The organism is Francisella orientalis FNO12, assembly GCF_001042525.2.
GTDB classification, from domain to species: domain Bacteria; phylum Pseudomonadota; class Gammaproteobacteria; order Francisellales; family Francisellaceae; genus Francisella; species Francisella orientalis.
Map to the genome: position 1 here is coordinate 849,840 of NZ_CP011921.2, position 16,885 is coordinate 866,724.

Consider the following 16,885-nt stretch of genomic DNA (forward strand, 5'->3'; position numbering starts at 1 on the left):
GATTATGAGGTTTAATATGATAAATTTGTTGCAAGAAAAATGGGAAAGAAGAGCGACAGTTAGAAGCCGTTCAAGAATAGTATATGATAAAGCCGCAACAGGGTACTATTACCCAATATCAAGAGCACCTTTGGCTATACATCCGTATATTTCATTAAAAGGTGAAAAAGCAAGAGAGTTTCTGTTAATTCAATCATTATATAAATACTCAAATGATATCGCTTCTATAGAAACAAGAGTTGTTAATGAAGTAATTCTGAAGGCTATCTCAGATAAAATAGATGGTATTACTTTTGATGATGAACAAAAAATTAATTTATATACGATAATGGTAGATGAAGCATATCATGCATATGTAGCCTTTGATGCCATATTACAAATTAAGGAAGAAACAGGAGTTTCCCCTCTGGAACTACCGAAAACAATAGAAATAGAAAAGGCGATTAGTAATATAAAAAGTAAGTTAAATACTAAGTATCATAATGTGTTTGAATTTATATGTGTTTGTTTAGCAGAAAATACATTAACTAAAGAAATAGTAACAATGACTGATAAAGAAGAAACACATCCATATTTTCAAAAAATAATAAAAGATCATTTAACAGATGAAACCCGTCATTCTGGAGTTTTTTATAAATTACTTTCTTATGTGTGGATGAATTTGAATAATGAATATAAAAAGCATATAGGTAATGTGTTAGCAGAGTTTATAGAACTATATCTTGATTTAGAAGTACAAATTGCTTTTGATGAACAGATTTTGAAATCAATAGGACTATCAATAGAAGAAATAAAAGAGGCTATTGATGATACTTATGGAGAATTTAAATTAACTAAAGAACATCCTATGTTAAAAAATATTTTAAACATATTAGAAAAGACTAGAGTATTAGATGAGTATTCGTTAAAAGGATTTCAACAAAGAGATTGGATTTAAAAAAAACTATGAAAGAGTTACATATATTTATTAGTCAGAATTATCAAAATCATGAAGAGTTAAAGAATGAGATTATAGATTTCGGTCATAAAATTTTTGAATCTATAAATGATCAAAAGATAGATGTCGCAATATATTTTGAATATAAAGATTTTCTAGATATGATAACTAATTCATCTAATACTGTAGGAAGCTCTTTATTAGTATTAGACAAAGGTATTTATATTAATTTATCTAAAAGTGTTTTTAAGTTATCAGATGATAGTAATATTGATAAAATCTTAGATATCTTAATATTATTGTCTAAGGAAAGTTTAGAATTGAATTCATATCCTTTGGTAAATTTAGTTGATGAGTTTAAAGTCAACTTTTCAGAGGATGAATATAATCAAATATTTTACAATTGGAATCAGACAGACAATGACTATCCAAGAGACAGGACGGTTTATGAATTGTTTGAAGAGCAAGTACTTAAGAATCCTGATGCTATAGCTATAGTTTTTGAAGATCAAGAAGTTACTTATAAAGAGTTAAATGAAAGAAGTAATCAGTTAGCAAGATATATAAGAAAGCAATATAGACGAGCTACAAATCAAGAACTTAAGCCAGATACATTAATTCCTTTATGTTTAGAAAGAGGGATAGATATGGTGATAGGAATCCTTGGAGTGATGAAATCAGGAGGTGTATATGTACCGATGGATCCTGATTATCCAGCAGATCGTTTGAAACATATATTATCTAATACTAATGCTAAGCTAGTCATTACTCAAAACCACATAGAATACAGATTTAAAGAAGTAACAGATATACTACTTATATCAATTAATGAGCAAAATAGTCAAACTGTATACCAAGGTAAGAAAGCTACAAACCTTTCTCAATATAGCCAAGCTACAGATTTGGCATATGTGATATATACGTCAGGGACTACAGGGTTGCCTAAGGGAGTGATGATTGAGCACTCTAGTATTAATAGTTTGGTATTTAATAAAAATATAGATATAAGTGAAAGTGATGTTTTTGCTTTTTTATCATCACCAGTATTTGATGCTTCAGTATTTGAAATTTTCTGTTCATTACTATTGGGTTCGAAATTGATAATTCCTAAAGATATAAGACATTTAATATCATCCAGTAAAGAATTAGGATATTTTTTGAGACAAAATAAAGTCTCTATTTTATGGTTAACAAAGACGTTATTTGACTCTATTTACATACAAAATAAAGATCTTTTTGCTGAGCTAAGATATTTAATTATAGGAGGGGAAGCATTAGATGTTAATTTAATTAATAGTTTAGTTAGTCAAAGAAACAAACCTAAAAAAATTATCAATGGTTATGGACCGACTGAGTCTACTACATTTACTACATTTTATGAGATCACAAAAGAAATAGAGATAGAAAGTTGTCCTATAGGGCAACCGATTAATAATAGAAAAGTTTATGTATTAGATGAGTATAGATATCCAGTACCGCTAGGAGTGGTAGGAGAATTATATATAGGAGGTGCTGGGTTAGCGAGAGGTTATCTTAACCGAGATGATTTGACGGCGGAGAGATTTGTATCTAATCCGTTTGCGACAGAGTTAGATATAGCTAATGATTATACGAGATTATATAAGACGGGAGATTTAGTAAGGTGGTTACCTGATGGTAACTTAGAATATATAGGTAGGAATGATTTTCAGGTTAAGATTCGTGGGTATAGGATAGAGTTAGGAGAGATAGAGAATCAATTACTAAAGATAGAAGGTATTAATCAAGTAGCGGTATTAGCAAAAGAGAATGAGGAAACTAAATCTAAATATTTAGTAGGTTATTATGTGCCGCAAGAATTAGGTAAATTTAAACAAGAGAGTTTGCTAGAAGAATTATCAAATGTATTACCTGAGTATATGGTACCGAGTATACTAGTTGAACTGGAGAGTTTTCCTCTTACAATAAATGGTAAGTTAGATAGAAAGAAATTATCAAATACAACTACTAACTTTAGTAATTATACTCAATTTAACCCATATGATAATATTGAAAAATATATTGGAAATCTATGGTTAAAAACTTTACCAATAAAGCCTGAAACTTTAAATAGCCATAGTAGTTTTTTAAATCTTGGAGGTAATTCATTATTAGTGACAAAAATAGTCTCTTCTATAAATAATGAATTTGGAATATTTTTAAAAGCTAGTGATTTATTTAAATATAGAACCTTAGGTGAATTATCTCAACATGTAAGAGAAAATCTAAAATTTAGTAATAAAGCCTTCAACTTTAAACTACAAAAAAACATAGATGTTAAATCTTTTAGTCTTACAGATGTACAAAACGCATATTTATTTGGAAGAATGGAAGGTCTAACTTTAGGTAATATATCAACCCATGTCTATATAGAACTATGTTTTGATGATATAAATGTGCAGAAGCTTGAATTAGCAATAAATAAGCTTATTAGAAGGCATGAACAATTAAGGACAATAATAAATATTAATGAAAATACTCAATCAGTTATAGCTGATGTGCCAGTTTTTCATCTTAATAAAGAAAATACACAAGTTATAAGACAAAATATGTCTCATCAAGTTTTTGATATTGGTAAATATCCTCTGTTTGATTTTAAATATAGTATAGATGGCTCTAATAAATATATTCTACATTGTAGTTTTGATGCTATTATTACCGATGTTTATAGTTTGTCAATTATATTTAATGATTTAAATAGTTTTTACAATGACCATGAACTTCTTAAAATAGAAGTTTCATTTAGTGATTATATAAATTTTAATTTTGAGTTTAAACAAACAAAGTATTACAGTGATGCTAGAGAATATTGGGCTAGAAAAATACCTAATTTACCGAAATATCCTCAATTACCATTATTAAATCACCCTAATAATATTAAAAAAATTAGTTTTAGTAATCTTAATAGGGAAATTTCAAAAGACATTTTTTCCAAATTGACTGATAAAGCTACAAAATTAAATATAAGCGCTACAAGTGTCTTATTATTTTGTTACGGTTTTATTTTATCTAGATTTTCTGGTCAAAATGATTGTTTAATAAATTTAACTCTGTTTAATCGAGAGTATTTTCATAAAGATATAGACAAAGTTGTTGGTGATTTTACAACATTAGAACTTTTTGGATTCTCTTTATCTGATAAGAATAAATTAAAAAATACTTTATTAAACATACATAATGATCTATGGAAAGATCTTGATTATAAAAGTTATAGTGGTGTTGAAGTAATAAGAGATATTAGAAAGTACAATAAATTATCTCCAAATGACTTAATTGCTCCTTATGTATTTACAAGTGCAATAGGACATAATTTATTTCCAGAGAATTTCCTTGGTAATAAATTTGAAGGAATAAGCTTTGAATCAGCACAAACTTCTCAATGTATTATTGATAATATTGCTAGAGAAACTAAACAGGGTATCTCTATTGACTGGTATTATGTTGAGCAACTATTTGATTCAGAGGTAATTTCATCGATGCATAAAGCCTACTGTGATTTAATAGAATATTTAGCGGAATCAGATTGGGAAGAGAAACTTCCAGAGTTAATTTTACCTGAATTAGATAGATCTATAATAGAAGCGGCGAATGGTTATATTCGTTCAGAAGTAAAAGCTACATTAGTTGAGTTATTTACAAGCAGTTTAGAAAGTAATTTATCTTCTATAGCAGTAATTGATTATGAGGGTAAATATAGTTATAAGACTATTTCTGATTATGCAAACTCTATTAGTCTATACTTACATGATCATGGTTTATGTAAAGTAGGTAGATTAATAGGAGTATTAAGTGAGAAAAGTCATAGACAAGTAGTGGTAACACTAGGGATAATGCAGAGCGGTTCAGGATATTTACCATTACATGTAGATTGGCCAAGGGGTAGATGTGATGAAGTATTATCAGAGGGTAATGTAGATACAGTACTACTATCTAGCTCTGAGTTTAATGGCTGTATAAAGGGTAGTGATATAGAGGATAAATATAATTGGTTAATTATTGAAGATATTATCAACTATAAATCTGATACTAAGCTAGAGAGCTTATCTAAACTAGACTTAGATGATATAGCCTATGTAATATTTACTTCAGGAAGTACAGGTAAACCTAAAGGAGTAACCATATCTCATAAAGGAGCTGTAAATACGATATTGGCAGTTAATGAGAGATTTAATATTAATAAGCAAGATAAAGTATTAGCGTTATCAGAGTTAAGCTTTGATTTATCGGTATATGATATTTTTGGTTTATTGGCAGCTGGAGGGACAATAGTATTTCCAGATCAGAAAAGAACTAAGGAGCCAAGTCATTGGTATGATTTAATAGAACAATATACTGTAACTATCTGGGATACAGTACCACAATTAATGAGTTTATTAGTTGATTATGTAAGAGATAGTAATAAACAATTACCTTCATTGAAAGTTACTTTAATGAGTGGTGATTGGATACCATTGAATCTTCCTAAACAAATTAAAGAAGTATGCCCTAATATAACTGTAATGAGTTTAGGAGGAGCAACAGAGGGAAGTATCTGGAGTATATGGTATGAAGTTAACGATATAGATCCAAATTGGAATTTTATTCCATATGGACAAGCTATGCCAAATCAGAGGATGTACGTGCTTAATGAGCAAGGTCAACATAATCCTATAGGGGTGATAGGGGAGATTTATATAGGAGGTCAGGGGGTAGCAGTAGGTTATTGGCAAGATCAGGAGAAAACAGCTGCTAGCTTTATAAATCATCCAGAATTAGGAAGGTTATATAAGACGGGAGATCTTGGTAAATGGCATAGAGATGGCTATATAGTTTTTGAAGGAAGAAAGGATAGTCAAGTAAAATTAAATGGTTATAGAGTTGAGTTGGATGAGATATCATCAAAGTTAGCTAAGTTACCAGGAGTTGAAAATGCTTTAGTAAAAATTCAAGAAACAAACAATAAGTCATACTTAATTGGTTACTTAGTATCAGAGAATGATAATAAAGAACATTTATCAGAAATTAGTCACGATGAAAATCAGATAATTCAGTATAGAATTAATCAATCTGGTATAGATAATAAATTAGGTATAACTTACTCTATGGATATTGATTTGCTTGAATCTGATTTTAGATTACGCAAAAGTTACAGAAATTTTATAGATACTAAAATTTATAAATATCAAATAGAAAATAAAATTGATGAAGTGCAAAAAAATATTAGTCACCAATGTTCTCGATCTAAAAATACTATTAACAAACAAGAGCTATTAGAATTACTTTCAAAAATTTCTGGCTTAAAGTTAGAAGATAAAGTAATTCCAAAATATAGATATCCATCTGGAGGCTCATCCTATAGTGTTAGAACTTATATAAATATTGAGAGCAATATAGCAGATATTATAGCGGGACAATATTATTATAACCCTATAGAAAAAGCTTTATGCGGAGTTGAAAACAAATCATTAATAAATAAATTTTTAGATAAAAATGCTTTTCATTTTGTGGCGCATATGCCTGCAATTAGGCCTTTATATAACGACTTTTCTCTTAAATTAACTTATATTGAAATGGGACACATGTTGGGGTTACTAATTCCAAATTTAAATAAACTAGGGATTTCATATAAAGTTGAGTTAAACTCATTCATAGATGAAAGACAGGATAATATATTTTTAGGCTCATTAGTATTATTTCCAGTTGAAGAAACTCCACAATCAATAACAAAGTTTAATTTTAGGATACTAGATCACGACAAAACAAGAAATGCATACGTTGATGAAAATAGTATTCCTCTTATTAAGCTAAAAGAAGAAAGTATTTTCACACGAAGTGGAGATTTCTATCAAACTCACGTTATGGAATCTGCTAATCTTTTATTAAGTATAGATGCACCATCTGATAAAAAAGATAATAGCTCTAATATGTCTCTTCTTGTTGAATCATGTATTTTTGCACAGTGTCTTAGCGAAAGCTTGTATGAAGATAATATCGGTAGTTGCATGCTTGGAACAACTATTGATAATGGTATTTATACAGTAGCTTTTGGTAAAATTGATGAAAGGCAAAAAATTCTTCCTGAAACAAAAGTTAGTCAACTTTGTTTAAAAGATTTGGTTAATAAAGAGCTATCAAACTCTCTTCCTAATTATATGTTACCATATGATTATATTGTGCTAGATCATATTCCTTTAACTGCTAATGGAAAAGTAGATTACAAGCTTTTACCTTCTTTAACAATCAATTTAGATGCTTCTTATGTTAAGCCTCGTAATGATGTCGAAGAAAAATTATGTATATTATGGAGTAATATTTTAGAACTTGATCAGATTGGGATACATGATAGTTTTCTTAAACTGGGGGGTAATTCTTTTACAAGCATTAAATTGATAAATGAAATGAAGTCTAACTATAACGTCAATATACAAGTTTCAGATCTATTTAAATACCCTACGATTGCTGAAATAGTAGAGAATTTTAGTTTTAAAGAAGTCAGCATGATAGATGAAGGTGAAGATGAGGATATTTTATGGATATAATAAAAGCAGCAAAAATAATTTATCAGATTAGGTTATCTGGCGGACAAATTTTTTTAAAAGATAATCGCTTAGGTCTAAAAGGAGATGCGTCAAAAAACTTCCTCGAAGAGGTTAAACAAAGTAGCGATACAATTAAACATTTGTTGAGTTTGAATGAGTCGAATAAAAGTGAAATATTAAAATTATTTACATGCTTATCTGAATCTGAATATCAGTTATCAGACCTTCAGAGATCTATTTTTGTTCATGTAATAAAACTTCAAGATAGTTCAACATATAACGTTCCATTATGGTTTACCTTTAAAGGTAAAATGCAGTTACATCAATTACAGCATTTTATTAAATATATTGTAGCCAGTTTTCCTATACTTCGCAGTTGTATTAACGATGCAATGGAGTTATCTTTTTTCCCCATAAAGAGTTTTAATATTGATTATTCAGAAATTCAGTTTAACGATATTGAGGTCTGGAAGCAAAAATGCGAGACAGAAAAGTTAGATTTATTAAATAATCAACTTATTTCCTTTAAAGTAGGATATTGTGAAAAATTAGATGAAACTTATGTTAGCTTTATGCATCATCATATTATTGAGGATGTATTATCTTTAAGCATCATTAAGCAAAAAGTAAAAGAATATACATCAGAGGAAGATATTTCAGAGGTAGAAGATCAATCAAATAATAATATACACTATTACGACTATGTATTATATGAACAAGTTAAAAAGTCTTATTGTGAGCCATCTGAATATTATTCTAGAATTCGACAAGCATTAGCTTTTGAAGAAGATAGTATAAAAATAGAATTAGATAATAATGCAAATGTAGTATCTGGAAAATCGGTGGTTTTTGAGTTTGATGATAAATTAATTAGAGGTATTAAAGAGTTTAGCAAAGATTTTAATATCACTGAATTTAACTTGTTAATTTCTACTTATGCTTTAACTTTATCTAAAATATACGCTAAAAATAGAATTTTTATTTCAACCACACTCTCAACAAGAGTGCCTCAACTAATGGAATCTGTAGGGCCTTTTATAAATGCGTTACCGCTCTCATTTGAGTCTAATATTAGAGAAATGAGCGTTGCTAATTTTCTTTCTTTAAGCCAAAGAAATCTTAATGATATTTTAGTGTTATCATCTATTTCATTTGATGATGTTTTAGCTCATGTTGATGAAGATAAGCGTACTATTTTACAAGATTTTGCCTTTACAATGCACAATCTTCCCAACAGTATCGATGATGAGCTACCAATTACAAATAAATTTAAAACATTAAAAGTTAAGTATCCTCTTTCAATAACAGTTACACAAATTAGCAAAAAACTATTTGCACATATAGAATTTAGTGAGCGTTTTTATACAGAAAGTATGATACAAGATTTTTTTGAAAACTTTAATTATATTCTTCAGAAAGTAGTTTCAAAAGAATACAGTTCATTAAAAGATATACTTTTATCAGTAAGTCAGTGTCAGAAGAAATCAATAAAACTATTAAACCCATCATTACTAAATAAACCTATTTCTAAAACTATCGTAGATATGTTTGAAGAACAAGTTATAAATTCTTCTGAAAAAATAGCAATAGTATATCAAGAAGAAAGCTTGACTTACTATGACTTAAATTATAAATCAAATCAACTTGCGAGAGTTATTTTAGATAAACTTTGTGAAAATAAAACTTATAACTATAAAGGTAATAGTAAACCAATAATTGGTATTTGCTTAGACCGAGGAATAGATATGGTTATAAGTATGCTAGCTACCTTAAAAATTGGTGCTGCATATGTGCCAATGGATCCATCATTTCCTCAAGATAGAATAAACCATATACTAAAAGATGCCCAGATAGACTTAGTAGTTATTGACAATACGGTTAATAGTAGTTTCTTTTTAGAAAAAAAAGATTATTTAAATATTGATTTTCATCATTATAGTTATCAGGATTCACGAAACTTAAATATTAAAATTTCTGGTGATCAGCTTGCTTATATCATTTATACATCTGGTACTACAGGCTTACCTAAAGGAGTAATGATTGAACATGCTAGTCTAGTTAATTTTTTATTTGGAATAGAAAATATACTAGGTAATAAAGGCACATTGCTATCTGTAACTAATATAACATTTGATATATCTATCCTAGAGATTTTTGGTGCATTAGTGAATGGGTTTAAATTAATAATTGCTCCATTAATAGGTAGAAATGGTAGAAAAAATAATAAACTTATAAATGAAAATAAGGGAATAGATTTTAGTCTATTCTATTTTGGAAATCATAATGCTGATAGTGATAATCAAGATATAAATAAGTATAGACTATTACTAGCGGGAGCTAAATATGCCGATGACAATAGTTTTTCTGCCATTTGGACTCCTGAAAGACATTTTGGCACCTTTGGAGGGCTTTATCCAAATCCAGCAATTACTAGTGCTGCTGTGGCATCAATAACTTCTAATATTAAGATACGTACTGGAAGCTGTGTACTTCCCTTACATGATCCAATTAGAGTAGCAGAAGATTGGGCTATAATTGATAATATATCTCAAGGTCGTGTTGAATTATCATTTGCAACAGGATGGAATAAAAATGACTTTGTATTAGCTCCAGAAAATTTTGATAATAGAAAGGAGGTGTTAGAAGATAAAATAGAGATTGTTAAAAAATTATGGAGAGGAGAAAGTGTTGAGTTTCCTGGAGTTGATGGAGAATCTTTATTTATATCTACCTTGCCTCGACCAATACAAAAAGATTTGCCAGTATGGTTAACAGTTGCTTTTAACCCTGAGTCTTTTCGTAGAGCAGGAGAACAAGGTGCGCACATATTAACACATCTACTTGGACAATCTTTAGAGCAATTAAGTGAAAGAATAGAATTATACTACCAAGGACTAGAATATTCAGGATATGATAAAAAAGATTTCAAAATTGCTCTTATGTTACATACGTTTATTTCAGATGATGAAGAGTATTCATTATCAAAGGTAAAGGAGCCATTTAAGCAGTATCTTTCTAGTTCAATTAATTTATTAAAACAAATCAAAAATGAGGATTCAGATAATATTAATGAAGAAGAAAAAAATGAACTTTTGGAAATTGCTTTTCAAAGATATTATTATGAAAATGGTTTATTTGGAACACCAGAGTCTAAGATTGAATTTATTGATAAGCTTAAAGGTATAGGTGTTACAGAGGTTGCTTGTCTTATTGATTTTGGTATAGATGAAGATATTGTAATAGATAATCTCAAGTATTTAAATACGCTACGTAAATTAGCATTTGCTAATGAGAATACTGATATAACACCATTAGAACTTATCAAAAAGCATAATGTAACACACTTACAGTGTACACCCTCATTGGCACAGCTAATTTTTAATTCTCAAGAAGAGAATAATATAAAGACTTTAGAAAAAATTTTAGTTGGTGGAGAGCCTATGACAATACATTTGATGCAGCAAATCAATAGAACGACATCAGCAAGAATATTAAATATGTATGGTCCTACAGAAGCAACTATCTGGGCTACATATGCGAACTTAGAAAAAGTAAAAAAAATTACAATTGGTAAGGCATTACCTAATGTGAGCCTATTTATATTAGATAGAAATTTAGAACCTTGTATTCAAGGAATAGCAGGAGAACTATTTATTAGTGGTCCTTGTCTTGCAAGGGGGTATATTGGTAATACTCAGCTGACATCTGAGAAATTTATACCTAATCCTTTTGCTGATAAGAAAGATATTGAAAATGGTTTTTCCAAAATGTATAAAACTGGTGATATGGTGCGATTGTTAGAAAATGGTGAAATCGAATATTTGGGAAGAAATGATTTTCAAGTTAAAGTAAATGGTCATAGGATTGAATTAAGCGAAATTGAATATCAACTATTACAAATTACAAATATAGATCAAGTAGTCGTAACAGTAAAAAAACATTCCTCAGAACTAGGAACCACATCTTATATTGTTGCATATTATATAGCCAAAGAATATATTCCTTGTGATGAAATTGCATCTTACTTATCAAATATACTTCCTGAATATATGATTCCTAGTAAGTATATCCATGTTGAGACTATTCCTCTAACAACAAATGGAAAAGTTAATTATAAAGCTTTACCTGAGATAGATACAAGCTATAACATCAGCTATGTTGAACCAAGGAATGAGCTTGAAACAGGTCTTTGTCAGATTTGGTGTCAACTACTTAAATTAAATAGTATTAGTATCAATAATGATTTCTTTAGAAGTGGCGGAAATTCTATATTAGCGATTCAAGCATCACATAAAATGAGTGAAATATTGGGTAAACGAGTTAGTTTAAATGATATTTTTCTGTTTAGAACAATACAAAATATTATTGATAATATTATTGGTAATAATGAAATAAATATTCCTATTTTAAATCGTAAAACAGCGCCTTTATCATTCTCTCAAGAAAGATTATGGTTTATTCAGCAGTATGAAGATCAAAAATTTGTTTACAATCATCCATTCTTACTTAAGCTGAATGAAAAAACAAATGTTAATAAATTTAAGAAAGCAATAGAATCAGTTTTTAATTATCATCAAATTTTTCAAATGATAATAAAGCAGTCAGATAATTGTAAATATTATCAAGAAATCCAAAATGTTGGCGTACCAATTGTTGAATTAGATAATGTTAATAATAATGAGTTAGACGAATTAATTTGTGATATAGTAAATTATAACTTTAACTTAGAACAAGAGCCTCCTTTTAAAGTTTGGGTTATTAATCAAAAACTATCTAATGATATTCTTATTATTTTAAATATACATCATATAGCAATAGATGGATGGTCAATAAAAATTATATTTGATGATTTAGTTAAGTTTTATTATAATGAGCGCAAAGGATCGGCTATAGAAAATTCTAAACTTCAATTTACTGATTTTGCAACATGGCAAAACCAGTACTGGAATAAAGAAAGGCTTAAAAATCAGAAAAACTTTTGGATAGATGAGCTTAAAGGATATCAACAAACAAATCTTTTATTAGATTATACTAGACCTAAAAATTTTGATTATAAAGGTAAAGACTTTACTTTTACCATTAATAGATTATTATCAAATAAACTTCGTGATCTTGCTAAGAATCAAGCTGTAACATTTTATACATTAATGCTAAGTGCCTTTAATGTTTTACTATATAAGCAAACTGATCAGCAAGATATAGTTTTAGGTAGTCCTATAGCTAATAGACATTATCATGGAGTTGAAGATATTGTAGGATTTTTTGTAAATACTCTAGCTATTAGAAATATTTTAGATCCAGATGTTTCATTTAAAACATTTTTAGTAAGTGTATATAATAAATTACTTGAAATACAAAAACATCAAGATTATCCTTTTGAAAAGTTAGTTAATGATTTAAATACACCTCAAAATTTTAGCCAACATCCGATATTTCAAATTGCTTTTGGATTACAAAATGCTGAGGAACTTAAAAAGCCTAATAATCTCTTTGAGCAACAAGATATATATAAATACTTTAAAGTAGCGAAGTTTGATTTGAGTATATTTATCGATGATAGTCAAGAAGATATAGCCTTTAATGTTAACTATGCGACTAGCCTTTTCAAATATCAAAGTATTGAAATCCTACTTCAACGATTCGAATCACTTCTAGAAAATATTGTCTTAAATATTGATAAACCTATTTCGGAGCTAAATTTCTATATTGATCAAGATACTTTATGTATAAAAGATAATCAGAACTTAGTAAGTATATCGACTGATGTAATTAGTACTTTTAATGATCAAGTTAAAATCCAAAATCAAAAAATAGCTTTGATATATGGAAATCAACAAATAAGTTATATTTCGTTAAAAAAACAAGCAGAAGATTTAGCTAACTTAATACATGATACATATTTTAAAATATATAATCGATCTATACAAAAGGATACTGTTATTGCTATATTTTTAAAACCAAGTGCTGAGTTAATTATTGCTAAACTAGCTATATTAATGACAGGATCAGCTTATGTAACATTATCTATAAATGATCCAAAAGATAGAGTAGAATATATTTTAAATGATTCTAAGGCATGTTTAATTGTTTCATCTAATGAAATTATTCAAACAAATAAAAATATAACTTCTTTTGATATATTAAATATAGATGATCAAAATATTGATAATAAGAGTAATTATCAATATCAGAATAATTTTAGCGCAGATAGTTTAGCATATATTATTTATACATCTGGTACTACAGGATCTCCTAAAGGAGTTATGGTAGAACACCAAAATATTATAGCATTAGCTAATAACCAAACAGAGATTAATATTCAATCTGCTCATGTTATTGGTCAATTTGCAGATGTAACATTTGATGCTGCTATTTTTGAAATTTGGTGTAGTTTGTTAAATGGGGCAACACTTATAATACCAGAAAATAAACAAGAATTATTAAGTGATGCTGTACTGTTAGAAAAGTACATTGAAAAAAATAAGATTAATGTATTATGGTTAACAAAAATGATTTTTGACAATTTATTTGTTCAAAATAACTCAGTATTTAAAAGATTGGAATATTTAATAATTGGAGGAGAAGCTTTAAACAAGCTTTTAATAGAAAAAATTATTTCTATCAATGACCGTCCTATGAAAGTCATAAATGGTTACGGACCAACTGAGTCAACAACATTTACAACATTTTATAATTGTGATAATAAACTGTGCAGTACGGTCCCTATAGGTAAACCTATTGATAATCGACAAGTTTATGTCTTAGATAAAAATTTAAAACCAGTAGGTATTAATATTATTGGTGAACTGTATATAGGAGGATTAGGATTAGCGAGAGGATATATAAATAATACTTCCTTAACTATGAAAACTTTCCATAAAAATATAACTTTAAGCATAAAAGATAAACATATAGTTTGCAATCGTTTATATCAAACTGGTGACTTAGTTCGTTGGAATCTTGATGGTAATTTAGAGTATATAGGAAGAAGAGATAAGCAAATTAAAATTAGAGGCTATAGAGTAGAAATTCAAGATATAGAAAAAAATATATTAAAAATCCCAGGAGTTTTACAAGTTGTTGTATTACTTATAGATAGAAAAAATCAGGAAACGAGAGATCAGAATATTTTAGTAGCATATTATGTTTCTAATATTGAGTATACAAATCTCGAGATTTCAGAAAAACTATCCTTACATATTCCTGAGTATATGATTCCTAAATTTTTTATTTTTCTTGAAAGTTTACCAACAACAAAGAATGGTAAATTGAATAAATCGCGACTTGAAAAAATTCCACTTTATGATGTTAACAATAATTCTTCGATTATAGCTCCATCAACTCAATTAGAACATAAGATGTATAATGTATGGAAAGAAATACTAGGAATTAAGCATTTTAGTATTAAAGATGATTTCTTTAGAGTAGGTGGGGATTCTATCCTAAGCATTCAGGTTTCATCAAAGTTAAGGAAGATAGGCTATAATTGTAGTGTTAGAGATATTTTTAAATATAGAACAATTGAGTCTCTTGCTAGCTTTTTGGAACAGAACAGCTTCCATCAAGAATACCTTACTGAGCAAGGTATTTTATCAGGTGAATTTGATTTATTACCAATTCAAGAGTGGTTTTTTGATCAGAACTTTGACTATTCAGAGCATTGGAATCAGGCATTCATGATAAAAACAGATTTACTAGATATTCAGCGACTAGAATTAGCAATTGAGAAGTTAAGTTCACATCATGATGTTTTACGTATTCTTTTTTCAAAAAATAAGCAAAGACAAATATATCAAGCACAAGGTAAAAACCATAAGTTAATGTCATTGAATGTAGAAGGTTTATCACCTTCAGAAATATCAGAAATATTAACTAAATGGCAGAGTGGTTTTAATATCTATGAGGGTCCTCTATGGAGTATGAGGTATTTATATGGATATGAAGATAATAGTGCTCGTATATTTTTTGCTTTTCACCATCTTATTATTGACTCTGTATCTTGGAGAATAATCATAGATGATTTGAGAGATTTTTATCTAGAAAATAATCCGCCTAAAAAACCAACGAGTTATAGGCAGTGGGTAGATATTTGTAAAGAATATGCAAAACAAGTTATACCATTTGAAGAATACTATTGGTTAATGCAATTAAACAATGTAAATGAATCATATAATCTATTAAGTTTTGATAAGACAATAAAAACTATAGAATTTGAGTTCAGTGAAAAAGAAACTAGTTGTTTGCTATACCAAGCTAATAAGGCTTATAACACAGAGATAGTTGACTTATTATTGTCAACAATAGCATATATGCTTCGAGATTTGACAAACCATGACATAAATGGAGTAACTCTTGAAGGACATGGTAGAGAAGTAATTGATGAAAGAGTAGACCTAAGTCGTACTGTTGGATGGTTTACATCAATGTTCCCATTTTTATTAAATATTGGAAATTCAATTGGAGATACTATAACAATCATTAAAGATAGGTTTAGACTTGTTCCAAATAAAGGTGTGGGTTTTGGTATAATCAAGTCATATTCTAAACAAATAAAATTTATAGATGAGTTACCAAAAGTAAGCTTTAATTACCTTGGTCAATTTGATAATCATCAGAATGGATGGTCTTTTGTTGATGAAAGTGTAGGACAAACAATCATAGATAATCAATCAAAATCATTTTTAAATTTGGATTGTATGATAATATCTAGAAAATTAAAGTGTCGCGTAACCTCTAAATTAGAAAATAATAGTATTAAAGAATTATTCATAAAGCATCTTTCTAAAATATCAGAATATTGTATGAGTATTGTTGATAATCAAAATAATATTCTGACATGTAGTGACTATTATTACGATATTGACTATGAACCTGTAATATTCTTAAATGGTTCAAAAGTTCATAAACCTACATTAGTCATGATACACCCAGGAAGCAGCGGAGCAGAAGCTTATATTAATACTATTTGTCCATACTTAACGGAAAAATACAATATCGTTATTTTAAATAATTATCAAAAATACTCAAGAAATACTCTATCTCCTGACTCTATACAAGAGTTAGCAAAGCTTTATATATATTTTTTAAACAAATATAAAGTTAACTTATCTAATTATTCAATATATGGATTATCTTTTGGTGCTACGGTTGCATATGAAATGTATAATCTAATGAAATATTTTGATAATCAATGTCCTGAGAATATATTTTTAGTTGACCCAATATTTTTTAATTGGTTAGATTTTAAGTCTAATGAGCAGTATGAAAAATTAAAAAAAGTATATCCTGGACATGCTTTATATAAGCCTTCAAATTTAGATTCGGAAGCTTTTAAAAATAGCTTAAAACTAATTAAATGTAATAAGTATTCTACCTATAATGTAGAAGATGAGTATTATACTAGTCTAGTAAA

Annotated in this window: 2 protein-coding genes and 1 pseudogene; all 3 read left to right on the forward strand. The window is 28.2% G+C overall.

What is annotated here, in order from left to right; translation table 11 throughout:
- Positions 1-16 precede the first annotated feature (16 nt).
- The gene (locus FNO12_RS04475; protein ID WP_041257385.1) at positions 17-937 is read left to right on the forward strand and encodes a diiron oxygenase; all 921 of its coding nucleotides are present in this window, start codon (positions 17-19) and stop codon (positions 935-937) included.
- Positions 928-7,473 carry a non-ribosomal peptide synthetase gene (locus tag FNO12_RS04480; RefSeq protein WP_048349407.1) on the forward strand — a complete coding sequence of 2,182 codons (6,546 nt, stop codon included), beginning with the start codon at positions 928-930 and terminating at the stop codon, positions 7,471-7,473. Before FNO12_RS04475 ends, FNO12_RS04480 begins: the two co-directional genes overlap by 10 nt.
- A pseudogene (locus FNO12_RS04485) lies at positions 7,464-16,202 on the forward strand (amino acid adenylation domain-containing protein); the annotation flags it as partial. The gene FNO12_RS04480 and the pseudogene FNO12_RS04485, both read left to right, overlap by 10 nt.
- Positions 16,203-16,885 lie beyond the last annotated feature (683 nt).

Bases quoted from the DNA above. Each gene is read 5' to 3' on its own strand.
- FNO12_RS04475 (WP_041257385.1), top strand. From the start codon at position 17: ATGATAAATTTGTTGCAAGAAAAATGGGAAAGAAGAGCGACAGTTAGA.